The sequence below is a fragment of the Bradyrhizobium sp. SZCCHNR1017 genome, assembly GCF_032381375.1.
Classification (GTDB): Bacteria; Pseudomonadota; Alphaproteobacteria; order Rhizobiales; family Xanthobacteraceae; genus Bradyrhizobium.
This window is the reverse complement of the sequence record NZ_JAUHIR010000010.1, coordinates 163,510-189,598: the sequence shown is the minus strand read 5'-3', so window position 1 is coordinate 189,598 and position 26,089 is coordinate 163,510. Positions and strand designations below refer to the sequence as shown.

The following is a 26,089-nucleotide window of genomic DNA, read 5'->3' as shown; positions in this document are numbered from 1 at the left end:
AGAACGGAGCCGCTCAACGCGGCTCCGGACAAGGTGTCGACCTCTCCGGACGCGTGCAGCCCTGGACATCCTCCAGACCGTCGCTCTGCCGAAGCAGCGAGATGACGGGTTCACGATCGAAGCCGGCGCAGCACCGGCCGCCGGCTTCGATCAATGGCCGGCGGATCAGCAGCGGATCCTCGAGCATCAGGTCGATGGCCGCGACGGCTTCGATCGTCTCTGGCTCGATCTCTCCCGATCTCACGCGCGGCGAGGCCGGATTGAACCAGCTCCAGACGGGGGTCCCGGCGAAATACGCCCGCAGCTGCTCGCCGGTCCAGGGCTCGGTCAAGAGATTCCTGGCGATGACATCGTGGCCGGCGCGCGTCAGCATCAGCTTCTGCCGGGCGTTGGTGCCGCAGCCCGGCTTCTCGTAGAAGACGACGGTCGTCACGTCAGGCACCGCCGAGCTGGACCAGCTGCGCACCGCCGGCGCGGCCGAGAATGGTGTCGACCTTCTTGCGCACCGACTCGATCGTGAGCGGCTTGACCACGGCGCCATGCGCGCCGGCCTTGAGACCTTCGATCGCGATCGCCTCGTCGGCCTTGGCGGTCACGATCAGAATGCGCACGCCCTTGAACTTCGCCAGGATCTCGCGGACGAGCTCGGGGCCGCGTTGCTTCAGGAAGGAAACCCCGAGCAGCACCACGTTCGGTGCCAGCCAGTCGACGCCCTTCTCGTACGCCTCCTCCGGCGTCGCCAATTCGTGGGTCTCGATTTCATCGTGCAACATGAACTGCAGGGCCGCGCGCGTGATCTCGTCGTCGTCGATCACGAACACGCGCCGCTGGTCCACTGCCTTGGCCGTCTCCACTCCGATCTGCATTGCATCCTCCTCAACGTTGTCAGCGTCTGTGCCGCAGGGCTGCAGAGGGGATCTAGCAAATCTCGTTCCGGGCACCGCCCGGCTGAAAAGCTACCGCTGTTGTGTCGTTTCGGACAGCGCCGCGCGTCGTCGCATCTTGCGAAGCATTCCGATGTCGGGTTTGCAACAACTCGCAATCGCGCCCGGATTGCTCCGCATCTCCTTTAAAACATGATCGTTTTGGCCCTGTGCGCGTGCTGGCACAGCCGTTGCAAAACCGGGTTCAGGCAATGGTTGAGGGCTGAGTGCACGCCGACGCTCCGGACGAGCGATGCTCTCCTTCCCAACAACCCGTCTGCCGGTTCGGACACACAGAGGACGCGGTCACGCCTCGCGAGCAGCGCGGGCGCGACATTGGCAATCGGTTGATGGAGAGCAGAATGTCATCACTTCGACAAATCGCATTCTACGGCAAGGGCGGCATCGGCAAATCGACGACGTCGCAGAACACGCTCGCGGCGCTCGCCGAGATGGGTCATCGGATCCTGATCGTCGGCTGCGACCCCAAGGCGGATTCGACCCGCCTGATCCTGCACGCCAAGGCGCAGGACACGATCCTGAGCCTGGCCGCTGCCGCGGGCAGCGTCGAGGACCTCGAGATCGAGGAGGTCATGAAGGTCGGCTATCGCGACATCCGCTGCGTCGAGTCCGGCGGTCCGGAGCCGGGCGTCGGCTGCGCCGGCCGCGGCGTCATCACCTCGATCAACTTCCTGGAGGAGAACGGCGCCTACGAGGACATCGACTACGTGTCCTACGACGTGCTCGGCGACGTCGTGTGCGGCGGCTTCGCGATGCCGATCCGCGAGAACAAGGCGCAGGAGATCTACATCGTGATGTCCGGCGAGATGATGGCGATGTATGCCGCCAACAACATCTCCAAGGGCATCCTGAAATATGCGAATTCCGGCGGCGTGCGCCTGGGCGGCCTGGTCTGCAACGAGCGTCAGACCGACAAGGAGCTGGAGCTGGCGGAGGCTCTCGCCAAGAAGCTCGGCACCCAGCTGATCTACTTCGTGCCGCGCGACAACATCGTGCAGCACGCCGAGCTGCGCCGCATGACCGTGCTGGAATATGCGCCGGATTCGGTCCAGGCCGGGCACTACCGCTCGCTGGCGCAGAAGATCCACAACAACGGCGGCAAGGGCATCATCCCGACCCCGATCACGATGGACGAGCTCGAGGACATGCTGATGGAGCACGGCATCATGAAGGCCGTCGACGAAACCCAGATCGGAAAGACTGCCGCCGAACTCGCCGCAACGGCTTAAGCAGTCTTGGTACCGGCCTTCCTCCCGTCGGAAGGCCGGTACCTCATCGCATGTCCCGTCGGCGCGCGGCAGGGGATCAAGCTATGACCATCGCAATCGTGGGCGTCTCGGAGTCCGTCGCTGCCGGCCTGCAACCGTCGCCGCGCAACGGCTCCTGCGAAGAGAACGCGCCGCATCACGGCCGCCAGATTTACCGCCTGCTGACCGGCGTCGATCCCGACGAGGCGCTGATCGACAGTGACATCGGTTTCGATCGTCACGTCATCGCATCGGTTCTCGCCGTTTCAGCGATGGAGCATGGCGCGCTGGCGGAGCGCGCGGGGCTTTCGACCGTCGAACTGATCGCACTGCTGGCGCAGTTGTTTCCGGCAGCCTCGATCGACTCCTCATGGCTGCCGATCACCGGGGCCGTGGCCGCGCCGGACGAGGACGAAATCACGATGGTGCGCGATCTGCTCGCCGCGCAGCGCTCCACGGACGGCGAGGTCGGCCGCTGGCTCGCGGCCATGGTGGCGCGTCGCGCGATGGAGCCCAACCATCTCTGGGAAGACCTGGGCCTGCGCGAGCGCTCCGAATTGTCGCGCCTGCTGATGCGTCACTTCGCGCCGCTGGCGAGCCGCAACACCAGCAACATGCGCTGGAAGCGCTTCTTCTACCGCATGCTGTGCGAGGATGATGGCTTCGTGATGTGCACGACGCCGGTCTGTACCCAGTGCAACGACTTCCAGCTCTGCTTCGGGGAGGAGAGCGGCGAGAGCCGGATGGCCGAACGGCGGCGCGAGGTGGCGCTGCGGGAGGCGGCGGGCGCCGCGATGTGAGTTCGAGGACCGTGATGATGTTGATGGACAGCCAGCTTGGATCCCCGTGCAACTCCGACGGCGGACGTTGTCCTCAGGCGGAGACCTGCGAAGCTGGCGAGATCCTGATGCGTCGATGCGAGGACGCGCTGCGCCGGGCCGGGTTGCGCCCCACCCAGCAGCGTCAGCAACTGAGCCGGATTCTGTTCGGCGGCGGTGACCGCCACATCACCGCCGACGCGCTCTATGCCGCAGCCGTTGCTTCGGGCATGAAGATCTCGCAGGCCACCATCTACAACACGCTCAACCAGTTCGTGGAGCTGGGCCTGCTGCGCCAAATTGGCGTGGACGGCTCGAAATCGTTCTTCGACACCAATACGACCGTGCACCCGCACTTCTTCTACGAGGACGAAGGCGCGCTCGTCGATGTGCCCGGACAGGTCGCGTTCGAGCAGATGCCCGAGCCGCTGCCGGGTTATGGCATGGAGCGGATCGACATCGTCATTCATCTGCGCCGCAGGCGTCACGCCTGACGGCAGCGCAGGTCGCCACGCGGTCCAGGCGCTGCGCGGGCATGTCTCTCTGCGTCGACGTTCGACGTTCGATGTCCGACGCTGTTACGAATCCGACAATTCGGGGCGTTGGAAAAACAATCAGATATTCAATTGGTTGGCGTGGTGTCCGGCGGTGGCATGGCCGTTGCTGAGTGAATGGCAGGCCGCAACGGAGCGTCGTGCTTCTGGCGGCCGCACACAGGTTGCGACGGAGCGAGTGAATGCCAGACGTCTCCGGACAGCGCGGGTCTAGGAATGCCCGAGATGCCGGCTCTGCCCACGGGGGCACAGCCTCGGGGAGCCCGATGCCCCGGGTCATCCTCAACGATACCACGCTCCGCGACGGCGAACAGGCGCCGGGCGTCGCCTTCGCCCTCGGAGAGAAGGTCGCGATCGCTCGTGCGCTCGCCCGTGCCGGCGTTCCCGAGATCGAGGCCGGCACGCCGGCGATGGGGGCCGACGAGATCGCGGCGATCAGGGCGATCGTCGAGGCCGGTCTGCCCGCGACCATCATCGGCTGGTGCCGGATGCGCGAGGCGGATGTCGATGCGGCGATCGCGGCCGGCGTCTCGATGGTGAATGTCTCCATCCCGACATCCGACGTGCAGATCGCCGCCAAGCTCGGCGGCAGCCGCAGCGCCGCGCTGGAGCTGCTCAAGCGCGTGGTCGGCTATGCGCGAAGCCGCGGACTGGCCGTTGCCGTCGGCGGTGAGGATTCGTCGCGCGCCGATGTCGGCTTTCTCGCCGAGGTGATCGCGACCGCGAAGTCGCTCGGTGCCCGACGCTTCCGCGTCGCCGATACGCTGAGCGTGCTCGATCCCGACGCGACGTCAGCCCTGGTCGGCGCCTTGCGTGCGACCACGAACCTGGAGATCGAGTTTCACGGCCATGACGATCTCGGTCTTGCCACCGCCAACACGCTGGCGGCGGTCAAGGCGGGCGCGACCCATGCGTCGGTCACCGTGATCGGCCTCGGCGAGCGTGCCGGCAATGCCCCGCTGGAAGAGGTCGCGGTCGCGCTGCGGCAGCTCTACCGGCGCGAGACCGGCATCGTGCTGGCCGAACTCGATCACGTCGCCAATGTCGTGGCGGCCGCCGCGGCACGCGCCATTCCACTCAACAAGGCCATCGTCGGCGAGCACGTCTTCACCCATGAATCCGGCATTCACGTCGACGGCCTGCTGAAGGATCAGCGCACCTACCAGGCGCTCGATCCGGTACTGTTCGGCCGCTCCAATCGGATCGTGATCGGGAAGCATTCCGGGCTGTCGGCGATCACCTCGCTGCTGTCGGATTTGCGGCTGCCGGCGAGCGTCGACCAGGCCCAGCGCATCCTGGCGCGCGTGCGCAGGCATGCCGTCACTCACAAGGGACCGGTGCCGAAGGAGGCCGTTGCGGCCATCTGGCGCGAAGTCTGCGATCACCCGCTGGCGAGCTTTGCCTGATCATGAGCGACATCGTCGACACCCCCATTGCAGAGCCGATCGTCGTCGAGGCGAGCCGGCCCTCGCTGCTTCGCCTGATCCGCGAGGACATTGCGTGTGTCCGCTCGCGCGATCCGGCGGCGCGCAGCGAAATCGAGACACTGCTGACCTATCCCGGCATTCACGCGCTGATCTGGCACCGCCTGGCGCATCGGCTGTGGATCCGCGGCTGGCGTTTTCCGGCGCGCTTGTTGTCGTGGCTCGGACGTTTCCTGTCGAATGTCGACATTCATCCGGGCGCCGAAATCGGCCGCCGCTTCTTCATCGATCATGGCGCCTGCGTCGTGATCGGCGAGACCGCGGAGGTCGGCGACGATGTCACGTTGTATCACGGCGTCACCCTGGGCGGTACGTCGTGGTCGCCAGGCAAGCGGCATCCGACGCTGGACAGCGGTGTCGTCGTCGGCGCCGGCGCCAAGATTCTCGGACCGATCACCATCGGTCCGCGGACCCGCGTCGGTGCCAACTCCGTCGTCATCCAGAGCACACCGCCCGACGTCACGGTGGTCGGGATCCCCGCCAAGGTGGTGCGGCCTGAGTTCACCCATCGGCGGACTGTCGGACGGATCGATCTGGATCATCATCTGATGCCTGATCCGGTCGGTGAGGCCCTTTCCGTGATGCTGGACCGGATCGAGTTCCTCGAAGCGCAGCTCGCCCACATCAGGCAGAAGATACGCCAGGGACCGCCGGCTCCGGCGCCGACCTCCTTCTGCGAGGTTGATCCGATTTCGAGTCAAGGAGCAAAGCAATGACTGCGGCAACGCCGAACGTTCTGGACGAACTGAAGAAGACCTCCGCGGCCGAGGAGTTCTTCAAGCTGCTCGGTGTCGACTACGATCCCAAGGTGCTCAACGTCTGTCGGCTGCATATCCTCCGCCGGATGGGGCAGTACCTCGTCAGCGAGGACTTCTCCGGCGTTTCCAGTGAGGACGTCGCAGCCCGCTGCAAATCGTTCCTGGAGCAGGCCTATCAGGACTTCCTCGTCTCGACGCCGCTCGATCAGCGGGTGTTCAAGGTGCTCAAGGAGGCGGTGGCGCCGCCGAAGCCGGCTCCAAAGCCGTTCGTTTCGCTGACGACGCTCAAGTAGCGCATGAACTGACGATCGCTCCCACCAGCGTCGCCAGCACGACTGGCGGCGCTTCTGCTTTCAAGCGAGCCGTGCGCTTTCAAGTTCCTGTCGCATTCCCGACGCGTGTTGCTTGCGACGTGTCGGACCTCGTCGGCGAGTTCTCAGAAGCAGATCAGGTTCATGCGCCAAGATGTTGAATCCGTGCCGATAATCATCGCGGCCGAAACTGGTACGACAATTGCTGTCCTGATCGCAGGACTACACACCCGGAGTGATCGCATGCATATCGTCGTCTGCATCAAGCAGGTTCCGGACTCCGCGCAGATCCGCGTTCATCCGGTGACCAACACCATCATGCGCCAGGGTGTGCCGACCATCATCAACCCTTACGACCTGTTTGCGCTCGAGGCGGCGCTGCAACTGCGCGACAAGTTCGGCGGCGAAGTGACGGTGCTGACCATGGGACCGCCGTCCGCCGAGGACTCGCTGCGCCGGGCGCTGACCTACGGCGCCGACCGCGCCGTGCTGCTGACCGATCGCTTCTTCGCCGGCGCCGATACGCTGGCAACCACCTATGCGCTGGCGACAGCCATTCGCAAGGTCAGCGAGACCTTTGGCGCGCCCGACATCGTGTTCACCGGCAAGCAGACGATCGACGGCGACACCGCCCAGGTCGGCCCGGGCATCGCCAAGCGGCTGGGCCTGCTGCAACTGACGTACGTGGCGAAGATCCGCGAGGTCGATCCTGTCGCGCGCACCATCGAAGCCGAGCGCCGCTCCGAGGGGGGCGTTCAAGTGCTGAAGACCAAGCTGCCGTGCCTGGTGACGATGCTCGAGGCGACCAACGAGATCCGCCGCGGCGCCATGGCCGATGCGCTCCGTGCGGCGCGCGCTCAGATCGTCACCTGGAGCGCCAAGGACGCCGGCGTCGAGGACATCTCGAAGTGCGGCTTGAAGGGCTCGCCGACCATCGTGAAGCGGGTCTTCGCGCCGTCGGCCCGGGCGGAGAAGGCAACCATGGTCGACTTCTCGAACCGCGCGCCGGCCGACGCGCTGATCGAGGAATTGTTCAAGCGGCAGCCGAAGCTCGAAGCCGAGCTGACGACGTCAGCGCACGGCTTCTGATCCAAACGGCTTTTGACGGACCAAGGGACGACGACCATGAGCGAACCCACCAAAGCACCGCCCGCCGCAGCCGGTCGCGCCGCGACCAAGAAGGAGCTGCCCGAGCATTTCAAGGCCTACAAGCACGTCTGGGTGTTCATCGAGCAGGAGCGCGGCCAGGTCCACCCGGTATCCTGGGAGCTGATGGGCGCCGGACGCAAGCTCGCCGACAAGCTGAAGGTCGATCTCGCGGCCGTCGTGATCGGTCCTCCCGGAGAAGCCGTGCAGCACGCTGCCGCGGAGTCGTTCTGCTATGGCGCCGATCTCGCCTACATCGTCGCGGACGGCGTTCTCACCGACTATCGCAACGAAGCCTACACCAAGGCGCTGACCGACGTCGTCAACACCTTCAAGCCGGAGATCCTGCTGCTCGGCGCCACCACGCTCGGCCGCGACCTCGCCGGCTCCGTCGCGACAACGCTGCTCACGGGTCTGACCGCCGACTGCACCGAGCTCGACGTCGATGCCGACGGCTCGCTGGCCGCGACGCGTCCGACCTTCGGCGGCTCGCTGCTCTGCACGATCTACACGCTGAACTATCGGCCGCAGATGGCCACCGTCCGCCCGCGCGTGATGCCGATGCCGGACCGCGTCGAGAAACCCGCCAGTCGCATCATCGAGCACAAGCTCGGTCTCGTCGAGGAGGACATCGTCACCAAGGTGCTGTCCTTCATTCCGGATCGCGATTCCGCCAAGTCCAATCTCGCCTATGCCGACATCGTCGTGGCGGGCGGGCTCGGGCTTGGCTCGCCGGAGAACTTCCAGCTCGTCAAGGGGCTCGCCGCGGTGCTCGGCGCCGACTTCGGCTGCTCGCGGCCGCTGGTGCAGAAGGGCTGGGTGACCTCGGATCGCCAGATCGGCCAGACCGGCAAGACCATTCGGCCCAAGCTCTACATCGCCGCGGGCATCTCCGGCGCGATCCAGCATCGGGTCGGTGTCGAGGGCGCCGACCTGATCGTTGCCATCAACACCGACAAGAACGCGCCGATCTTCGACTTCGCGCATGTCGGCATCGTCACCGATGCGATCCGGCTGCTGCCCGCGCTGACGGAGGCATTCCGCGCGCGTCTGTCGCCGCATTCGCGCGATCGCATCGCAAGCTAGGCACCAGAGAGGGAGCAGGGCAATGATCGAGGAACGTTTCGACGCGATCGTCGTGGGTGCCGGCATGGCCGGTAATGCGGCTGCGCTGACCATGGCCAAGCGCGGCATGAAGGTGCTGCAGCTCGAGCGCGGCGAGTATTCCGGCTCCAAGAACGTGCAGGGCGCGATCCTCTACGCCGACATGCTGGAGAAGCTGATTCCGGACTTCCGCGAGGAAGCGCCGCTGGAACGCCATCTGGTCGAGCAGCGCTTCTGGATGCTCGACGACAAGTCGCATGTCGGCCTGCACTACAAGTCGGACGACTTCAACGAGGAAAAGCCGAACCGTTACACGATCATCCGCGCCCAGTTCGACAAATGGTTCTCGTCCAAGGTCAAGGAGGCTGGCGCCACCGTGCTGTGCGAGACCACCGTGACCGAGCTCGCGCAGGATGCCTATGGCAAGGTGATCGGCGTCAGAACCGATCGGCGCGATGGTGAGATCCATGCCGACGTCGTCGTGCTGGCCGAGGGCGTCAACGGCCTGCTCGGAACCCGCGCCGGCCTGCGCGAGCGGCCGAAGCCGGAGAACGTCGCTCTCGCGGTCAAGGAGATGCACTTCCTGCCGCGCGAAACGATCGAGGCGCGCTTCAACCTGAAGGGCGACGAAGGGGCCGTCATCGAGGCCGTCGGCACGATTTCCCGCGGCATGACCGGCATGGGCTTCATCTATTCCAACAAGGAGTGCATTTCGCTCGGCATCGGCTGCCTCGTCTCCGACTTCCAGAAGACCGGCGAGACGCCCTACGGCCTGCTCGAGCGGTTCAAGCAGCATCCGTCGGTGGCGCCGCTGATCGAGGGGTCGGAAGTCAAGGAGTACTCGGCGCACCTGATTCCCGAGGGCGGCTACAACGCGATCCCGCAGCTCTGCGGCGATGGCTGGGTGGTGGTCGGCGATGCCGCCCAGCTCAACAATGCCGTCCACCGCGAGGGATCCAATCTCGCGATGACCTCGGGGCGCATCGCGGCCGAGGCGATCTTCCAGGTCAAGTCGCGCCGCGATCCGATGACCAAGGAGAACCTCGCGCTCTACAAGAAGATGCTGGAGGACTCCTTCGTCATCAAGGACCTGAAGAAATACAAGGACATGCCGGCGCTGCTGCACAACCAGTCGCAGAACTTCTTCCTGACCTATCCGCAGCTCGTCTCCAAGGCGATGCAGAACTTCGTGCGCGTCGACGGCACGCCGAAGAAGGAGAAGGAAAGCAGCACCGTGCGCTCCTTCGTGAATGCAAGGTCATGGACCGGCCTGTTCGGTGACGCCTTCAGGTTTGCTCGGGCGTGGCGATGATTGGTGAATGAACGAAACAGCTCAGGCGAGGGAGATCAGACATGAGCACGGACGTCGCAGTCAGGGTCGAAGACAAGCTGTTCTATAATCGCTATCAGGTCGATCCCGGCCGGGCCCATATCAAGGTCCGTCCGCATACCACGCCGACGCCGCAGTTGAAGGCGCTTCTCAAGGCCTGCCCGGCACGCTGCTACGAACTCAACGACAAGGGCCAGGTCGAGATCACGGTCGACGGCTGCATCGAATGCGGCACCTGCCGGGTCATCGGCGAGGCCAGCGGCGACATCGAGTGGAGCTATCCGCGCGGCGGCTACGGCGTGCTGTTCAAGTTCGGCTGACGCCGTCGGATCATGCCGGTCGACGGGGTGCCGCAAACGCAGCGCCGGATCATCAATCCTGTATTGTGTTTGATATAGGTCATTGAGTTCTGGCACGCGTTCTGTTTACATTGAGCAGCAGCAACGAGGCTGCAACGGATGAGGAACAGCACGTGAAGCTGAGCGCACGAAATGTCTTACCGGGACGAATCATCTCGGTTGAAAAGGGAACGACCACCGCCCACGTCAAGGTGGAGCTCGCCCCGGGACTGACAGTCTTCTCGGCGATCACCAACGAGGCGGTGGACGAACTCGCGCTTGCCGTCGGCGACAGCGTCTCCGCCGTCATCAAGTCGTCGGATGTGATGATCGGCAAATAGGAGCGTGGCGCCGAATTGCTGCGCCGATCAGCCGCGCGACGCCTGTCGCGCGCGCAGGTCGAGCCACCAGGTTTCCATCGCGGAAAGCGACGGCTGGAGCAGCGTGCCGAAATCGCCCGCAAAGGTCCGCCAGTCGTCGATGCATTTCTGCGGCACGGCCGTCAGCACCGGAATCCCCGACGTGATTGCATCGGCCAGCTCGCCGCGCAACCCGCTTCCGGAAGCCTCCTGCTTGGAGAACTTGTTGATCACGATGAGGTCGGCATGGGCCGCGATGGCGCGGTGAACGGCCATGCCGGCTTCGGCAAGGCCTGCGGTGTCGAGCTTGCAGGCCGTCGATCCGGTGCCGAGGTCCTGACAGATCGAGATCGTGTCGCCATTGGCGAGATCGATCACGTCCATTCCGCTTTTCTTGCCGACTTCGTCTCTCGTATTGCGCTGAACGATGCCGCCGACGCGGACGCCCCGTTGCAGCAGCTCCTGGGCAAAGGCGTCCAGCAAGGCATCGGCGTCGTCGCCCGGTCCGTAGAGAATGGCGGCGAGACGGGGCTGATTGGGCTCGGCGGAAGCAGGAAGATCGTGCGGGATCATGCGGGGCCTGGCGATCGGGGGCGGGCGGCGACCAGGGTTTATATAGAGGATGCAGCCTGTGGAGAAAGAGCAGATGTCGCGCGCGCCGACCACCGCTACGCACCATGATCTGGAAGCGCTGCTCCGCGACGATGTCCCCTATGGCGACCTGACGACGGAGACGCTCGGGATCGGCGCCGAGCCGGGCCTGATGCACTTCGCTGCGCGCGGCCGCATGGTATTGGCCCTAGCCGAGGACGCGGCGGCCTTGATCGAGCTCACGGGCTGCCATGTCGAATTGTTCGCCGGCAGCGGAATGGTGCTGGAGGAGGGGGCCCCGATCCTACGTGCAGAGGGCGCGGCGGCAGGCCTGTTGCGGAGCTGGAAGGTGGCGCAGACGCTCATCGAGATCTGGTCAGGCGTCGCCACCGGGGCGGCTGCGATCGTCGGCGCGGCGCGTGCGGCCAGGCCTGGCATTGCGGTCGCCTGCACGCGCAAGAACGTCCCCGGAACCAAGCCGTTCGCCGTTGCCGCGGTGAAGGCGGGTGGCGCGGTGATGCATCGGCTCGGCCTGTCGGAGACGGTGCTGGTGTTTCCGGAACACCGGGCGTTTCTCGGCGATGCGCCGCTTGCCGATGTCGCCGAGCGGTTGCGGCGGAGTGCGCCGGAGAAGCGGCTCGTGATCGAGGTCACCACGGTCGAGCAGGCCGTCGCCGCCGCCGTGGCCGGCTTCGACGTCATCCAGGCCGAGAAATTTTCGCCTGCCGAGATCGCTGCGCTGACGGAGCGTATCGCCATCAGCGCGGCGCTGCCGCGGCGGCCGATCATTGCGGCCGCGGGTGGCGTGAATGCGCAGAACGCCGCAGCCTATGCTGCGGCGGGGGCGGACGTGCTGGTCACCTCGGCGCCCTACCTCGCGCGTCCCTGCGACGTGCAGGTGCGGATCAGCCCTGCCTCGGCCGCGGCTTGACCGCACGACCCGGCTACTGTGGGTGCCGCGGAGCGGCGCGCTTCTGTCGGTTGGCTCGCCATTCCATGAACTCACGGAACAGCCGCGGATCGGCCGAAACGCCGCTCGCCTGCAGATCATTGGCCTGCGCGTTGGCCCCCAGCATCTGGGGAGGCGGCGTATTGCGATCGAGCCAGTCCTGTGCCGTCTTGAACCGTGTCCAGCCGGCGATCGGCGCCAGCGGCGCCACCTCCTGCCATTTCGGGTGGTATGGCGGCCGCTGCAGCGCCTGCATGTTGCTGAAGAAGGCTTCGACCAGCAGAGACAGCCGGCGGTGACGGTCGCTGCCCGCTGGCCAGTTGAACGACGCCAGCACGGCCTCGGCCGCGATCGTGTTCACCGGCGCCGAGGCGCCGACGAGGTTCGGATAGTCCTCGGCGGACAATTGCGCCGGCAGATAGTCGTCGTGCAGAGCCTTGTCGTAGTCGACGGGCACCAGATGCAGATTGGGATCGTTGACCTGGCTCAGCCATTGCACCGGCTTGCCCTCGACCGTGATGATCGCGTCGATGTCGCCCTTGCGCAGCATGTCCAGCGCCAGCCGCGGCTCGATATAGAGCAGATGTGGCCTGATCCCGAGGCGCTCGAACACGTTGATCGAGGTGACGAAGGTGCCGCCGTCGGGCAGGTCGACGGCGATCGTCTTGCCGTCGAGCTCGCTCAGGCTGGCGATCGATCTCGGCGCCAGCACGTGCATCTCCTCGTTGAACAGCTTGGTGACATAGACCAGTTGTTCGCGGATGTTGTTGGCGAAGTCCTTGCGCTCGAGAAAGGCCAAGGTGTCCTTGCGGATGATGCCGGCGTCGACGCCGCGCAGCAGCAGGATGTCGGCGACCGATTGCACCGAGCCGCGGCCGATCACGGGAAGGATGCGCAACTCCGTCCCCTTGTCGAGCGCGGATGCGAGGTCCGCGCCCATATTGGCGTAGGTGCTGCCGAACGAGCCGGTCATCAGCGTGACGGTATTGGCATTCAGCTGGTTGGCCAGATCGCGCTTCGCCGTGCCGTAACGGAAGATGGTCTTGAAGGAATCGCTGACGCTGCCGGGATCGATACCGCTCCGGACCGGACCGAAGCGCTGCCACTTGCCGCCGGTGAACTGCATCATCTGCATCTGCTCCAGCGGCGCGTGATCATGGGGGCTGGTGTTGACGGTGATGCCGGGCGTCAGCATCGGCAATTTGAGGCTCTTCAGGGATGCCGCCTGCTTCATGATGTTGTCGCGCGACAGGTCGTCGCCGCAATTCCGCAACACTGCGACCATCGCGTTTGCCGCGAGGTAGCCGAAGGTCGCAAGACCATTGCTTCTCGGTACGTCGGGCAAATAGCGGTCCATGAATGCGGACCATTCGCGGTAGGATGGATCGCCTGCGGCCGCGGCCTCCTCGCCCTCGTAGTAGTAGCCCGCGGACAAGATGCCTTCGGCATTCTGCAGGCCGGCCGGCTGCATCACGGCGGAGACCGATTCCGAGACCGTCGAGATGATATGGTCCGGACGCCAGCCGAGCTCGGCCGCGCGGCGGATCGCCATCACGGCGAATTTGGGCGTGGTCACGTCGAAGAAGATGTCGGCGCCGGATGCCTTCAACGTGGCGATCTGCTGATTGACGTTGGCGTCCGTCACCTTGTAGGTGACTTCCGCGACGATCGGAAGCTTGCCACCCAGGCCGTCCTTCAATCCCTTGACGTAATCCTTGCCGAAATCATCGTCCTGATAGAGAATCGCGATCTTGCCGCGGCTGTGGGTCTCCAGCAGGTACTGGGCATAGACGTGCGCCTCGGCCTGGTAGCTCGGCTGAAAGCCCATGGTCCACGGAAAGTCGTGGGGCTGGTCCCATTGCGAGGAGCCTGATGCCACGAACAATTGTGGGACTTTGTTGGCGTTGAGATAAGGGCGGACCGCCAGGTTGGGAGCCGTGCCCAGACTGGCGAACATCAGGAGGACGTTGTCCTCCTCGACGAGCTTGCGGGTCATCTCGACCGTCCTCTGCGGCGCATAGCCGTCGTCGTAGGAAATGAAGTTGACGCGCCGGCCGTTGATGCCGCCCTCGGCATTGATCTTGTTGAAGTAGGCCGCGATCGTCTTGCCGATGACGCCATAGGCGAGAGCCGGGCCGCTGTAGGGCATGGTGTTGCCGATGCGGATCTCGTTGTCCGCGGCGACCGCTTGATGTCCGGTCAGCGCCAGCGGAGCGGACAGAGCCAGGGCGAGGCATGCGGCTGCTCGAGGGGGGCTGATCTTTGCATCCCGTGGTCTGCGACGTCGGCTCCATCTGGCGGCCAAGCCGGCGCGAACTGCAGCATGGATGCCGTGCATCATCAGTCCTCCCATCGATATTTGGTTCTCGGGCGCAGCAGATCGCGGCCGCCCGTCTCGCAGGGAGCGGTCCGGGTCGCGTCTCGAGCGCTTCGAGATTTATGCGTTAGCGCGCAGCCGAGATGCGTCGGCTGGCTTCCGGCGATCCTTGCTCCGCAGCCCTGAGATACCAGGCACGCGCCTTGGCTGCGTCGGGAACAGCACCGAGCAACCGCGATTTCGTCAGTTCGGCCGGGTCATAGGTGCGCGCGAGCAGAAGGGAGGCGTCCGCAATTCCGGCGTCGGAAAGCCGCGTCAGGATCAGGCGCGCGCTGGCGACGTCGCCCGCGGCGAGCAGGTCGCGTCCGCGCTTCATCAGAGCATCGACCTCGTCTCGCGGCAGTGGAACGGTCGGGCGAGGCGAGGCCATCGGGAGCGCAGCGGAGGGGGGCGAGACCGCCGGTGCTGCGGCGGCCGGCGCTGGCGACGTCGGCGTCGAGGGCCATGGCCGCATCGCCAGTTCTGTACCGCTGGGAGCCGCGAGCGCGGCGACCGTCTGCGGCGGGTCGTCCTGGGCGACCTTGGCTTCCGCAGGATCGATCTGGGCCAGGCTTTCCAGTACGGCGGTCGGCATGATCGGGCTCTTGCCACCCGGTGTCGCTGCGCCGTTGTCGAAGGAGACCATGTTGACCACCATCATGGCGATGGAGGCCGCGATGCCGACGGCGGCACCGATCTTGATGATGCTACTCAGCCGCAACGATTTGTCCGGATCCTCCGGCGGCAGGGGCATCACCACGGGATCGAGCTTCGCGCTCCAGGCACGGTGGGCCTCCTCATCGTCGAGGTCAAGGGCCGCTGGCCGGGCCGGCAGGGAGCTTGGCCGGGACACCAGATGATGCGGCAGGGGGATGCCGTCGGCGGGCGGATCGAATGCCGTCGGGCCGGCCTCCGTCTGGCGGCGGCGCGGCGCATATCTGCGGAGCTCTTCGTTCGCCCAGGGCGGCGCTGGTTTCGCCGGATCGTTCTGATCTGGAGCACTCATCACTAGCCTCCTGTCTCCGACGAACGGGTCGTGGGAGATAGCTTCAGGACGTCGGGCGCGCGCGGTCCAACCGAAGCGCACATGATGCGACATCGGGGACATTGCATCAACGCTTCCGTCGAGACCGACAGGTCCGGTTTCCTTCCGACATGCACGCCATTGTTTTCGCGCGCCCTGGTCACAATCGATGTTGCTTGGTCCCTAAGCTGATCAATGTTCTTGTCGGGAAGGGTGAGTAGGTAAGGCTATTTGATGGAAATTTCCCGGCGCGCCGCATCGGTGACTACTCGCAATGCGCGAGACCGGGGGCGAGTTCTGCGCTTTGCGGAAAGATCGGTTGGAGTATCAGGATGCCGCAGCCATCTCGACTTTGCCGCGAGGTCAGGGGCTTAGCGGACCGAGGAGTTGCAGGCGCGCCGGGAAATTCTGCAACTCAGGCGAGAAATGGCGAAAGACAAATGCGGCCGGACAATGCCGGCCGCATTCACATATCCGATCGATTCTTATTCCGCCGCCAGCGCGACGGACACACCAGCGGCTTCGATCGCAACGGCAACCGACTGGATGATGGCGGCAAAGCGCACGGCGGTCTGGATCGTGGCCGCGGGCACGCCCGCATCCTGCAGGACCTTCTCGTGCGAATCGATGCACGTGCCGCAGCCGTTGATGGCGGACACCGCGAGCGACCACAGCTCGAAATCGGCCTTGGCGACGCCGGGGTTGGCGATGACGTTCATCCGCAGCCGGGCCGGCATCGTCGCGTACTCCTTGTTCGAGGCAAGGTGCACGAAGCGGTAGTAGACGTTGTTCATGGCCATGATCGCGGCGGCCGATTTCGCCGCCGCCAAAGCGGCGGGCGACAGCTGCGCGGCCGCAACCGATTCGAAGGCCGCAACGACGCTCGGATTGCGAGTCGCAATCGCGCAGGCGACGAACAGGCCATACTTGGCCTGCGGCGACAGCGTCTCGTCGGACGCCATGGACGACAGGTTGAGCCTGACGTCCTTGGCGAAGTCCGGGATCTGGTCCTTCAGCTGCTCGATCGACATGATCAGGCGACCTTCAGGGTCTCGCCGCCGACTTCGCGGTTGCACGGGCAGAGCTCGTCGGTCTGCAGCGCGTCGAGGACGCGCAGCGTATCCTTCGGAGCGCGGCCGACATTCAGGTTGGTCGCATAGACGTGCTGGATGGTGTTGTCGGGATCGACGATGAAGGTGTAGCGGTAGGCGACACCGTCGGGCGAGCGGACGCCGAGGCCGTCGACCAATGCGCCCTTGGTGTCGGCGAATTGCCAGATCGGCAGCTTGTGCAGATCCTTGTGGTCGCGGCGCCAGGCGAGCTTGCAGAACTCGTTGTCGGTCGAGCCGCCGAGCACGACGGCATCGCGGTCCGCGAAGTCCTTCGCCAGGCGCGCGAACTCGGCGATCTCGGTCGGGCAGACGAAGGTGAAATCCTTCGGATAGAAGAAGATGATCTTCCACTTTCCAGGGAAGCTGGTCTCGGTCAGGGTCTCGAAGGCGCTCTCGCCCTTCTCCTCCTGAAGATGAAAGCCGGGTTTCACGCCGACGATTTCAAACGATGGCAGCTTGCTTCCGATTCCGAGCATTGGGGCACTCCAAGAAAATTATTGCGCTGCAATAGCGAGACGCATTGTGCATTGCAAGCGATATGCCATTCGTTTTTAGTATCAGTGGATTGTCGAAAACCCGACACGTGGCGGCAACATGCTGCGAGTGCGAGGCCGTGGCGATGGGGAGCTTTTGGATGGAGCTGGCTTGGAGCGTCGGCTTCGTGACATTGCGATCGGACATCGAGCGACGACAGCCGGAGCGCGCGCGTCGTCGCCACGGCAAAAGGAGGTTGATATCCCGCTTGGTCGAAGCGCCATGCGAAGTCGTGTTGACGGTCTCGACGACGCCCGACGTGCAATTTCTTTGTGCGGCCGAAGTGGCAAAATTGACATTATCGCCTTCGTCGCGATGCACGTTTGACCACGGCGATTCGCTAAGCGGCATCAAGGCGACAAGCCGTCGGCAGATCACGGCGCGGCACGGTGCAAGGTGTCGCGCGGCGCACAGTGTTGTCAGCTTTTCGGCAGATCGCGTCTGTTATTTCGCCTTGCTGCGCGATGACCCGACCATAGTCTCCTCGCAGATTTTCATCGGCCTGGGAGGAGTTCATCACCATGAGCGAAACCGTCTCGGCACCAAATGCAAGCGCGAGCCTGTCGATCGATCGACGATTTCTCGCGACCTCAGCCGCGCTCGCGGCAGGATGGGGAGCCCTGCCGCGGGAGCGCGCCGACATCTCGCCGCCACTCTGGTCTTCGGCCGCGAGGCGCCGCCGCACTATGCAGCCATGCCGAGCTGACGCCGCTATCCCCCCTGGACGGCCGTGAGCGGCCAGTCTCCGATGATGCGGAAACGTTCGTGGGCCTTGGCCTGGCGGAACAGCACAATCCTGTCGATCCGAAGCTCTGTCAGTGACAGTGCCGCGAATCTCTCCTGCAGCATCATCAGGATCGGCCGGCGCCGTTCGTCGGACAGCCGGCAGGTCAGCGTCATGTGGAAGCGGAAGTCCTCCATGACATAGGGATAACCCCAACGATCGAGATGATCGCGCTGCCGTGGTGTCAGCAGATCCGGCTTGCGCCGAGCGCGGTCGTCAGCCGTCATCGGAGCGCGAAATGGCTCAAAGGCCTGGACACAATCGGCCGCGAGCTGTTGCAGCGCCGGCGACGGCTCGCCGGGGATCATCGCGATGAAGCCGCTGATTGCGTCCACGATCGGACGGATGGCCGGGACGGCTCGCGGCGTGGCCGCGAACGCGGCACAGGCGCTGCGGAGCGCGGCTTCGTTCTCCGCATCGGACAGCTCGAACGGAGCCTTCAAGGTCGCGTGAAAGCCGTATTTGCGCGGGTCTGCGGTCAGCTCAGCCCAGTCTGGAAGCGCGCGGACGATCTCGCTCGGAAAGCTGCGGTCATCGCCGCTCCACGCGTCGTATCCGAGCAGGCTCGCGCCGAATTCCGCCAGGTCGGCTGTGGCTGGTGGAGCATAGTAGATCGCATAGCGCGGAAATTTGGCCATGGTTCGCTACTCCGCCGCTATGGCACGCGCCGGCCGGGCGTTCAGCCGGTCTGTCTCGGTGAGATAGACCAGCCGGCCGGACGCGATCACGGCGACGACATGGGGGCGCAACGGCACGCGGTCGTCGACCAGAATGATATCGGCGCGGCGGCCCTCAGCGAGCGTGCCGCGGTCCGCCAGCCCGGCTGCGCGTGCAGGGCCGCCCGAGATCAGATCCCAGGCGCGCGCCAGCGGGAGAACGCCCTCGGTCGCGAGCCGGTACGCTGCCAGCAACGGTGCGGGATAGTAGTAGTCGGAGGCCAGCACCGAGCAGAGGCCCTTGGCGATCATGTCGCTGGCCCTCGTCCACCCGGTATGGCTGCCGCCACGGACGACGTTGGGCGCGCCGAATACGATGGCGTCGCCGCCCTGGGCGGCCTCGCGCGCAGTCTCCTCGTTGACCGGAAACTCTGCGATGGTCACGCCCTGGCTGCGAAACGCCTTGCGCATGGCCGGGCTGTCGTCGTCGTGCGACAGCATACGGACACCAGCCTTGCGAGCGATCTCGGCCAGCCGCGCGATCGAGGCCGGAACGGCATCGGCGCGAGAGGCGATGCGCGCGACCAACTGGTCGAACTCCGCGCCGGGCAGGCCGGTGCGGTCGACCATGCGCTGGCGCTTGTGCGGCTTGTCCAGACTCGCCACCGTCGAATCCATGTGGTCGTTGAAGGCGAACAGGTCGACGCGCCGGTCAGCGAGCCACCACCCGATCTCCTCCTCGTCGTCGAGATTGAAGGTCTCGTGGCGCAGATGGAAGCGCGTGTCGGCTGCGAGCCGCGGGCGCAGCGCTTCGATCGATTCGAGCAGGCGCCGCGCATTGTCGGCGCTGCGCAGGCCCGGCTCCCACGACCAGGTCGTCGCGTGAAAGACCGTGGTGATGCCATTGCTGATGGCCTGGCGGTCGCTGTCGATCAGCGCAACGTCAGTCGGGAAATCGACCCCGGCGCGCGGCATCATCTGGCGCTCGAACGCATCGCCGTGAATGTCGACGATGCCGGGGAGCACGGTGAGTCCCTCCGCATCGAGTTCGAGACCCGACCGGCGTCCCGGTGTCCCGACGCCGGCGACGATGCCGCCGGATATGATCAAGGAGGTGTCGACGAGGTCAGTATCGACGAGGCAGCGGCCCCGCGAGATGGAGATATCGGTCATGGGGCGGCACTCTGCCGCACCGCGACGCGTGCGTCGAGGGCAGCCTCGTATTTGTCGAGAAACGCGGTGATCGCGAGCTTGCGGAAATCCGGCAGCGCCGCGCTCAGCGCCTCGTGATTCCAATCCCACCACGCCAGATCCAGCAGCCGCTGCTCGACCTCGTGCGGAAACCGGCGCTTGATCGGGCGCGCCGGATTGCCGGCGACGACGGTATAGGCCGGAACGTCCTTGGTAACGATGGCGCCAGCCGCCACAACCGCGCCGGTGCCGATGTTGCGGCCCGGCAGCACGATCGCGCCATGGCCGATCCAGACATCGTGTCCGATCTGGACATGATGCTCTCTCCGCCAGGCGAAGAACTCCGTATCGTCCGGCTCTCCTGGAAAATAGGCGCTGGCGCGATAGGTGAAATGGGCCTGCGTCGCCCGCTGCATCGGGTGGTTGCCCGGATTGATCCGGGTCATCGCCGCGATCGAGCAGAACTTCCCGATCGTCGTGTAGGTGATCTGGGAATCGTTGACCACGTAGGAGTAGTCGCCCATCGTCACCTCCTGCAGGATGGTGCGGGCGCCTATCTCGCAATAGGCGCCGAGCGTCACGTCCTGGAGCTTGGCCGAGGGATCAACGGTAGGTTCAATCGAAAGCGACTTGCCGGCCATCTCGCGTCCTGTCTCTACGCCTGTGAGGGTGTTGGATCTCCCCTATGACAGAGGCGTGACATCTGCATGACTGTGACCGGCATGTGGACGGACGTGGCGCCGCAGTGTCCCTGTCACATAACTGTAGAATCCAGACGCTAGCGATAGGCCAAAGCGAGGCGTCTGGAGAATTCAATGCTGGTGGTGGATGGCCTGACGTGCCGTTTTGGCATGAAAGCCGCAGTCGACAATGCATCCTTCTCTGTTGCACCGGGCAGCTTCGTCGGCGTGATCGGGCGTTCCGGCGCCGGCAAGTCGACCCTGCTGCGGTCCATCAATCGTCTGAGCCCGGTGAGTGGCGGGCGCGTCCTCTTCAAGGATCTCGACGTGACGGCGCTGCGCGGCCGTGACCTGCGGCAGTGGCGCGCGCGCTCGGCGATGATCTTCCAGCAGTTCAATCTGGTCGGCCGATTGGACGTGCTGACGAACGTGCTGATGGGGCGACTGGCCGAAATCCCGTCGTGGCGCTCGCTGGCGCTGCTCTGGCCAGCGGAGGATGTCGCCATGGCGCTGTCCGCGCTCGAACAGTTCGACATGGCCTCCCTCGCCGCGCAGCGCGCCGATCAGCTCTCGGGCGGGCAGCAGCAGCGCGTCGCGATCGCGCGCGCGATGGTGCAGAACCCCGAGATCATTCTCGCAGACGAGCCGATCGCCTCGCTCGATCCCCGTAACACCAAGATCGTGATGGACGCGTTGCTGCGCATCAACAAGCATTTCGGCATCACCGTCGTCTGCAATCTGCATTCGCTCGATCTGGCGCGCAGCTATTGCGATCGCCTGATCGGCATGGCGACCGGACGGATCGTGTTCGACGACGTGCCGTCGGCGCTGACGGCGCAGATCGCACGTGAACTCTACGATCTCGAGGCGGACGAGGTGATGGGTTCGATCCATCCGGCACCGGCGGCAACGGTGCCGGTACTTGGCGAAGCGGCCGTGGCCTGAGACGCGGATTTCTGCAAGCTCGAGCTTCCGCATGGCGCGGGGGCGAGACCTGTTACTTACTGCAACAAGAGGGCATGTTATGATCAATCGTCGCATCGTTCTGGCGGGCGTCGCTGCGCTGGCTTTCACGGCCTCGGCGTCAGCCGAGGACTGGAAGGCGAAGTATCCTGAGCTGACCTTCGCCGTGGTCCCGGCAGAGAACGCCTCGGGTGTCACCGAGCGCTGGACGCCTTTCGTGAACTATCTCTCGAAAGAGCTGGGCGTGAAGGTGACGCTGCGTATCGCCAACGATTATGCGGCCGTGATCGAAGGCCAGCGCGCCGGCAACATCCACATCGCGAGCTATGGCTCGGCGTCGTTTGCCCGCGCCCGGCTCACCGGGGTCAAGACCGATGCCTTCGCCAACGACATCAACTCCGACGGCAGCACCGGCTACTATTCGGTGTTCTTCGTCAAGGCGAGCAGCCCGTACCGGAAGGTCGAAGACCTCAAGGGCAAGAATTTCGGCCTCGTCGATCCGAACTCAACGTCGGGCAACAACGTGCCCCGCTTCGAGCTCAACAAGATGGGCGTGACCGACGCCGAGACGTATTTTGGCAAGGTTGTCTTCACCGGCAGCCACGAGAACGCGGTGCTGGCCCTTTCGCAGGGGACTGTCGACATCGCGGCCAACCAATGGACGAGCGACAACGATTCGACGTTGGCCCAGATGCTGACCAAGGGCATGCTGAAGAACGCTGACGGTTCGCCGATGAAGAAGGACGACTTCCGCATCATTCACAAGTCGGCGCCGATCATCAACGGCCCCTACGCCTACAACACGGACCTGCCGGACGATCTGAAATCGGCGATCGCCAAGGCCTTCTTCGATGCGCCGATCAAGGACAAGGCCGCCTTCGACCGTCTCTCCGACGGCCAGAAGAAGGGCTTCCACCCTGCCACGACGAAGGACTGGGATGGCACGATCGACCTGATCAAATTCGTCGACAGCCTGCGCAAGAAGGCGTCCTGATCGACGATCCATCGATGGTGAGCCGGGTCTCGTGGGGCCCGGCTCGTCCGTTGAAGAATCCCTCGCACGTCCGAACCAAGAGCAGCACGAAGCCGATGGCTGTTGCCGTTTCGATCCTTCCGAGCCAGCAGCTTGCGGCTCTGAACGAGACCTATCGGCGGGCCGTTTCGCGCCGTCGATTGCGTCTTGCCCTGTCCGCCATGGTATTCCTGGCGGTGCTCTTCGCCGCGGCCATCGGTGCCGAGGTCAATCCGCGGACGTTCTATACCTACTTCGGCAACTTCATCAGCTACTTCGATCGCATCTTCACGCTCGACGACGGGCAGCGGGTCTGGACCAATCTGCCCGAATGGTTCTGGGGCTTCAAGAAGTGGATCAAGCTTCTGGCAGAGACGCTGCTGATCAGCTACGTCGGCACGATGGCCGGAATGCTCGTCGCATTCGGTCTCAACTTCTTCGCCGCCGAGAACACCTCGCCCGCGCCGTGGATCCGCTTCACGGTGCGCCGGCTCCTGGAATTCGCCCGCACCGTTCCGAGCGTCGTGTTCGCCCTGATCTTCGTCATTGCTTTCGGGCTTGGGCCGATCCCGGGCGTCCTCGCCATCGCCCTTCATTCGAGCGGTGCGCTCGGCAAGCTGTTCTCCGAGGTCGTCGAAAACGCCGACATGAAGCCGGTCGAGGGCGTGCGCGCCACCGGCGCGAGCTGGCTGTCCTGCATGCGCTTTGCCGTGCTGCCCCAGGTCATCGCCGGCTTCTCCAGCTACACGCTGCTGCGGTTCGAGATCAACGTGCGCGAGGCGTCCGTGATGGGCTTCGTCGGTGCCGGCGGCATCGGCCAGGAGCTCGTGGTCGCGATCCGCAAGTTCTACTATTCCGACGTCAGCGCCATTCTTGTCATGATCGTGGTCACCGTGTTCCTGATCGACATCGGTACCGGCTGGCTGCGCGGCCGCCTGTTCGGCTCGGAGGCCCGCACATGAGTATCTCCGGCTCACCCGACCCGAAGCAGCTCGCCGAGCGCTATCCGCAGATCTTCAATCGGCCGCTGTCCGCACGCCTTGCAACGCCGCTCGTGCTGGCGTTGGCCGTGGCGATCTTCGTCTTCGGTCTGGTCGATCTCGACTTCTCGCCGTCGCGGATGCTGTCCGGCCTCGGCCAGCTCGGCTGGATCGCGCGGATGATGCTGCCGCCGGATCCCGGCTCATCGCTTCCGATTTATCTCAAGGCGCTCGGCGAGACGCTCTCGATCGCGGTGCTCGGCACCACCTTGGCGGCCGTGTTCGCTCTTCCGGTCAGCCTGCTTGCAGCCAGGAATATCATCCCGTCGGCGATCTTCCGTTTTCCGGTGCGTCGCCTGTTCGACACCATTCGTGGCGTCGACACACTGATCTGGGCGCTGGTCTGGATCAATGTCGTCGGCCTCGGGCCGTTCGCCGGAGTGCTGGCGATTGCGGTCTCGGATTTCGGAGCGCTCGGCAAGCTGTTCTCGGAGGCGATGGAGAGCGCCGACCGGCGGCAGGTCGAGGGCGTTCGCGCTGCCGGCGGCAGCCCGCTGCATGAGATCCGCTTCGGCCTTCTGCCGCAGGTTCTTCCCGTGATTGCCGGCCAGGTGCTCTACTTCATCGAATCCAACACGCGCTCGGCGACGATCATCGGCATCGTCGGCGCGGGAGGCATCGGGCTGCAGCTGGCGGAGCAGATCCGCGTGCTGGAATGGCAGAAGGTGTCGTTCCTGATCCTGATGATCCTCGTTGCGGTGGCTGTGATCGACTGGATCTCAGGCAAGCTGCGCTTTGCGATCATCGGCCGCCGCGCCATTGCTTGAACAGCGCGGCATCCGAAGGTTGCGATCGTTCGCCTACGAACGATCAGGATGCAGTGCCGGCTGTGTGTGCTGCACCGACTGTCGCAAATCCTTCACGTGCCGCCTTTAGGGGAAGCTCCGGAACTGGCTGCCATGCCAGGACATACGGAGTCCGTCTTCATGAAGCTCACTCGCCTCGTTCTCGCGCTGCTCGCGCTATGTGTTGCCGCATCATGGCAGCCGGCCAAAGCCGCGGACGTCATCTGCTACAACTGCCCGCCGGAATGGGCCGACTGGGCCTCGATGCTCAAGGCGATCAAGACCGATCTCGGCTACGACATTCCACACGACAACAAGAACTCCGGCCAGGCGCTGGCGCAGATCCTCGCCGAGAAGAGCAATCCGGTCGGCGACATCGGCTATTTCGGCGTCACCTTCGGCATGAAGGCGAAGACGCAGGACGCGCTGGAGGCCTACAAGCCCGCAAACTGGGATCAGGTCCCCGCCGGCCTGAAGGATGCGGACGGCTACTGGACCACGATCCACTCCGGCACGCTCGGCCTGTTCGTGAACAAGGACGCGCTCGGCGGCAAGCCCGTTCCGGCCTGCTGGAAGGACCTGCTCAGACCCGACTACAAGGGCATGGTGGGCTACCTCGATCCGAGCTCTGCGGCCGTCGGCTATGTCGGCGCCGTTGCCGTGAACCTTGCGCTCGGCGGTTCGCAGGCCAATTTCGAGCCGGCCCTTACGTTCTTCAAGGATCTGCGCAAGAATGATCCGATCGTGCCGAAGCAGACGTCCTATGCACGCGTCGTCTCGGGCGAGATCCCGATCCTCTTCGACTACGACTTCAACGCCTACCGCGCGAAATATACCGAGAAGGGCAATTTCGAGTTCGTGATTCCCTGCGAAGGCTCGGTGGTCTTTCCCTATGTCGTCGGCCTTGTGAAGAACGCGCCCGACAAGGACAAGGCGAAGAAGGTGATCGACTATCTGCTCTCCGACAAGGGGCAGGCGATCTGGACCAATGCCTATCTGCGTCCGGCGCGCCCGATCGAGCTGCCGGACTCGGCAAAGAACAAGTTCCTGCCGGACAGCGACTACGCCCGCGCCAAGAGCGTGAACTGGGGCGATATGGAAGCTGCGCAAAAGGGCTTCGTCGATCGCTATCTGTCCGAAGTCCGTTGAAGGAGCACCGCGCCTCCGCCGGAGACGATCCGGCGGAGGTGCACTTGATCACATGTCGCACAAATCCTTCGTCCGGCTCTGCCTGCTGCCCCTGGCGGCCGTCACCGCGGCATTCTTCCTGTTGCCGATGGCGAGGCTGCTCGCGACCGGCGCCGAGGGACCGCACGGTCTGACCGAATATCTCGCGATCATTCTCGAACCGCGCTACCGCACGACTCTCCTCAACACGCTGGCGCTGGCGGCGGCCACCACGATCGCGACCCTGATCATCGCGACGATCGCCGGCCTGTTTCTGCAGCGTCACCGGTTTCCGGGCCGCGCGATCCTGGTTGCGATCCTGACGTTTCCGCTCGCTTTTCCGGGCGTCGTGGTCGGCTTCATGATCATCCTTCTGGCTGGCCGTCAGGGGCTGATCGGCGAGGTCTCGTCCCGGCTCACCGGCGACAAGCTCGTATTCGCCTATTCGATCTACGGGCTGTTCCTCGGCTATCTCTATTTCTCGATTCCGCGGGTGATCCTCACGATCATGGCTGCCGCGCAGAAGCTGGACCCGGGGCTGGAGGAGGCCGCGCGCTCGCTCGGCGCAAGCCCCTGGGCCGTGCTGCGCGACGTGATCCTGCCAGCCCTGACGCCGGCGCTGATCGCGTCGGGCGCGATCGCGTTCGCGACGGCGATGGGCGCGTTCGGAACGGCATTCACCTTGGCCACGAACATCGACGTGTTGCCCATGCTGATCTACACGGAATTCACGCTGGCCGGAAACCTGGCCACCTCGGCGGCGCTCTCGGTCGGCCTTGGCCTGATGACCTGGCTGATGCTCGCATTGGCGCGCTCCTTCGCCGGCAGCTCGGTGGCAGCGGCAGGGTAGGC

29 protein-coding genes are annotated in these 26,089 nt (G+C 64.8%); 19 read left to right on the top strand and 10 right to left on the bottom strand.

The window, feature by feature from the left end:
- Window positions 1–13: 13 nt before the first annotated feature.
- Window positions 14–541, bottom strand: a complete 528-nt coding sequence (locus tag QW863_RS24105) for an ArsC/Spx/MgsR family protein (RefSeq protein WP_409977958.1) — start codon at window positions 539–541, stop codon at window positions 14–16.
- The gene (locus QW863_RS24100) at window positions 435–866 is read right to left on the bottom strand and encodes a response regulator transcription factor (protein ID WP_315741025.1); all 432 of its coding nucleotides are present in this window, start codon (window positions 864–866) and stop codon (window positions 435–437) included. The genes QW863_RS24105 and QW863_RS24100 overlap by 107 nt, the downstream gene beginning before the upstream one ends.
- A 419-nt stretch (window positions 867–1,285) precedes the next feature.
- On the opposite strand from QW863_RS24100, the gene nifH reads away from it, so the two are divergent.
- The 11 genes from nifH (at window position 1,286) to QW863_RS24045 (ending at window position 10,375) form a co-directional block, all read left to right on the top strand.
- Entirely contained in the window at window positions 1,286–2,173 is an 888-nt protein-coding gene (gene nifH, locus QW863_RS24095) for a nitrogenase iron protein (RefSeq protein ID WP_315713086.1), read from the top strand.
- Between the two features lie 83 nt (window positions 2,174–2,256).
- Window positions 2,257–2,991, top strand: coding sequence for a nitrogen fixation protein NifQ (locus QW863_RS24090; RefSeq protein WP_315768824.1), 735 nt, complete (start codon window positions 2,257–2,259; stop codon window positions 2,989–2,991).
- Between the two features lie 17 nt (window positions 2,992–3,008).
- Window positions 3,009–3,503: an iron response transcriptional regulator IrrA gene (gene irrA / locus QW863_RS24085; protein ID WP_315713082.1), complete on the top strand. Its 495-nt coding sequence runs from the start codon at window positions 3,009–3,011 to the stop codon at window positions 3,501–3,503.
- A 326-nt stretch (window positions 3,504–3,829) separates the two neighbouring features.
- Entirely contained in the window at window positions 3,830–4,969 is a 1,140-nt protein-coding gene (gene nifV / locus QW863_RS24080; protein ID WP_315768822.1) for a homocitrate synthase, read from the top strand.
- A 2-nt stretch (window positions 4,970–4,971) separates the two neighbouring features.
- Window positions 4,972–5,763, top strand: coding sequence for a serine O-acetyltransferase (gene cysE, locus QW863_RS24075; RefSeq protein WP_315713080.1), 792 nt, complete (start codon window positions 4,972–4,974; stop codon window positions 5,761–5,763).
- Window positions 5,760–6,098 (top strand): nitrogenase stabilizing/protective protein NifW, encoded by a 339-nt coding sequence (nifW, locus tag QW863_RS24070; RefSeq protein ID WP_315713078.1) that lies wholly within the window; start codon window positions 5,760–5,762, stop codon window positions 6,096–6,098. The genes cysE and nifW overlap by 4 nt, the downstream gene beginning before the upstream one ends.
- A 261-nt stretch (window positions 6,099–6,359) precedes the next feature.
- Window positions 6,360–7,205 carry an electron transfer flavoprotein subunit beta/FixA family protein gene (locus tag QW863_RS24065; RefSeq protein WP_315752866.1) on the top strand — a complete coding sequence of 282 codons (846 nt, stop codon included), beginning with the start codon at window positions 6,360–6,362 and terminating at the stop codon, window positions 7,203–7,205.
- 36 nt (window positions 7,206–7,241) lie between these two features.
- A complete protein-coding gene (locus QW863_RS24060) occupies window positions 7,242–8,348 on the top strand; it encodes an electron transfer flavoprotein subunit alpha/FixB family protein (protein ID WP_315713073.1) in 1,107 nt (368 codons plus the stop codon).
- A gap of 22 nt (window positions 8,349–8,370) precedes the next feature.
- Window positions 8,371–9,678: an FAD-dependent monooxygenase gene (locus tag QW863_RS24055; RefSeq protein WP_315768820.1), complete on the top strand. Its 1,308-nt coding sequence runs from the start codon at window positions 8,371–8,373 to the stop codon at window positions 9,676–9,678.
- Window positions 9,679–9,719: 41 nt separating this feature from the next.
- On the top strand, window positions 9,720–10,016 hold the full coding sequence (locus QW863_RS24050) for a ferredoxin family protein (RefSeq protein WP_172112536.1): 297 nt from the start codon (window positions 9,720–9,722) through the stop codon (window positions 10,014–10,016).
- Window positions 10,017–10,168: 152 nt separating this feature from the next.
- Complete coding sequence (locus QW863_RS24045; RefSeq protein ID WP_315713067.1) at window positions 10,169–10,375, top strand: molybdopterin-binding protein; 207 nt, start codon at window positions 10,169–10,171, stop codon at window positions 10,373–10,375.
- A gap of 27 nt (window positions 10,376–10,402) precedes the next feature.
- Here QW863_RS24045 and QW863_RS24040 read toward each other — a convergent pair whose 3' ends face one another.
- Complete coding sequence (locus QW863_RS24040) at window positions 10,403–10,966, bottom strand: DUF2478 domain-containing protein (RefSeq protein WP_315768941.1); 564 nt, start codon at window positions 10,964–10,966, stop codon at window positions 10,403–10,405.
- Window positions 10,967–11,039: 73 nt separating this feature from the next.
- Here QW863_RS24040 and modD point away from each other — a divergent pair, with 73 nt between their 5' ends.
- Window positions 11,040–11,915, top strand: coding sequence for a ModD protein (gene modD / locus QW863_RS24035; protein WP_315768818.1), 876 nt, complete (start codon window positions 11,040–11,042; stop codon window positions 11,913–11,915).
- Between the two features lie 13 nt (window positions 11,916–11,928).
- Here the strand turns inward: modD and QW863_RS24030 are convergent, their stop codons facing one another.
- From QW863_RS24030 to QW863_RS24015, 4 genes are all read right to left on the bottom strand, one after another.
- Complete coding sequence (locus QW863_RS24030; RefSeq protein ID WP_315768816.1) at window positions 11,929–14,274, bottom strand: ABC transporter substrate-binding protein; 2,346 nt, start codon at window positions 14,272–14,274, stop codon at window positions 11,929–11,931.
- Between the two features lie 103 nt (window positions 14,275–14,377).
- Window positions 14,378–15,295, bottom strand: a complete 918-nt coding sequence (locus QW863_RS24025; protein ID WP_315768814.1) for a sel1 repeat family protein — start codon at window positions 15,293–15,295, stop codon at window positions 14,378–14,380.
- 503 nt (window positions 15,296–15,798) lie between these two features.
- On the bottom strand, window positions 15,799–16,344 hold the full coding sequence (locus tag QW863_RS24020; protein ID WP_315768812.1) for a carboxymuconolactone decarboxylase family protein: 546 nt from the start codon (window positions 16,342–16,344) through the stop codon (window positions 15,799–15,801).
- 2 nt (window positions 16,345–16,346) lie between these two features.
- The gene (locus tag QW863_RS24015) at window positions 16,347–16,901 is read right to left on the bottom strand and encodes a peroxiredoxin (protein WP_315713058.1); all 555 of its coding nucleotides are present in this window, start codon (window positions 16,899–16,901) and stop codon (window positions 16,347–16,349) included.
- A gap of 158 nt (window positions 16,902–17,059) precedes the next feature.
- Here QW863_RS24015 and QW863_RS24010 point away from each other — a divergent pair, with 158 nt between their 5' ends.
- Window positions 17,060–17,665, top strand: coding sequence for a hypothetical protein (locus QW863_RS24010; RefSeq protein WP_315768810.1), 606 nt, complete (start codon window positions 17,060–17,062; stop codon window positions 17,663–17,665).
- Between the two features lie 5 nt (window positions 17,666–17,670).
- On the opposite strand, the gene QW863_RS24005 is transcribed toward QW863_RS24010, so the two are convergent.
- The 3 genes from QW863_RS24005 to QW863_RS23995 are packed head-to-tail and all read right to left on the bottom strand — an operon-like array spanning window position 17,671 to window position 20,231.
- Window positions 17,671–18,381: a DUF1045 domain-containing protein gene (locus tag QW863_RS24005; RefSeq protein WP_315768808.1), complete on the bottom strand. Its 711-nt coding sequence runs from the start codon at window positions 18,379–18,381 to the stop codon at window positions 17,671–17,673.
- A gap of 6 nt (window positions 18,382–18,387) precedes the next feature.
- Window positions 18,388–19,572, bottom strand: coding sequence for an alpha-D-ribose 1-methylphosphonate 5-triphosphate diphosphatase (locus QW863_RS24000; RefSeq protein ID WP_315768806.1), 1,185 nt, complete (start codon window positions 19,570–19,572; stop codon window positions 18,388–18,390).
- Complete coding sequence (locus QW863_RS23995; RefSeq protein WP_315768804.1) at window positions 19,569–20,231, bottom strand: DapH/DapD/GlmU-related protein; 663 nt, start codon at window positions 20,229–20,231, stop codon at window positions 19,569–19,571. Before QW863_RS23995 ends, QW863_RS24000 begins: the two co-directional genes overlap by 4 nt.
- A gap of 174 nt (window positions 20,232–20,405) precedes the next feature.
- Between QW863_RS23995 and phnC the strand changes: the two genes are divergently transcribed.
- The 6 genes from phnC (at window position 20,406) to QW863_RS23965 (ending at window position 26,087) form a co-directional block, all read left to right on the top strand.
- Window positions 20,406–21,215 carry a phosphonate ABC transporter ATP-binding protein gene (phnC, locus tag QW863_RS23990; RefSeq protein ID WP_315752874.1) on the top strand — a complete coding sequence of 270 codons (810 nt, stop codon included), beginning with the start codon at window positions 20,406–20,408 and terminating at the stop codon, window positions 21,213–21,215.
- Window positions 21,216–21,294: 79 nt separating this feature from the next.
- Window positions 21,295–22,227, top strand: a complete 933-nt coding sequence (gene phnD, locus QW863_RS23985) for a phosphonate ABC transporter substrate-binding protein (RefSeq protein WP_315768802.1) — start codon at window positions 21,295–21,297, stop codon at window positions 22,225–22,227.
- Window positions 22,228–22,322: 95 nt separating this feature from the next.
- On the top strand, window positions 22,323–23,207 hold the full coding sequence (gene phnE / locus QW863_RS23980) for a phosphonate ABC transporter, permease protein PhnE (RefSeq protein ID WP_315713044.1): 885 nt from the start codon (window positions 22,323–22,325) through the stop codon (window positions 23,205–23,207).
- Window positions 23,204–24,052 carry a phosphonate ABC transporter, permease protein PhnE gene (gene phnE / locus QW863_RS23975; protein WP_315713042.1) on the top strand — a complete coding sequence of 283 codons (849 nt, stop codon included), beginning with the start codon at window positions 23,204–23,206 and terminating at the stop codon, window positions 24,050–24,052. Before phnE (QW863_RS23980) ends, phnE (QW863_RS23975) begins: the two co-directional genes overlap by 4 nt.
- A gap of 159 nt (window positions 24,053–24,211) precedes the next feature.
- Window positions 24,212–25,219, top strand: coding sequence for an ABC transporter substrate-binding protein (locus tag QW863_RS23970; RefSeq protein ID WP_315713040.1), 1,008 nt, complete (start codon window positions 24,212–24,214; stop codon window positions 25,217–25,219).
- A gap of 52 nt (window positions 25,220–25,271) precedes the next feature.
- Entirely contained in the window at window positions 25,272–26,087 is an 816-nt protein-coding gene (locus QW863_RS23965; RefSeq protein ID WP_315713039.1) for an ABC transporter permease, read from the top strand.
- The last annotated feature ends 2 nt before the right edge of the window (window positions 26,088–26,089 follow it).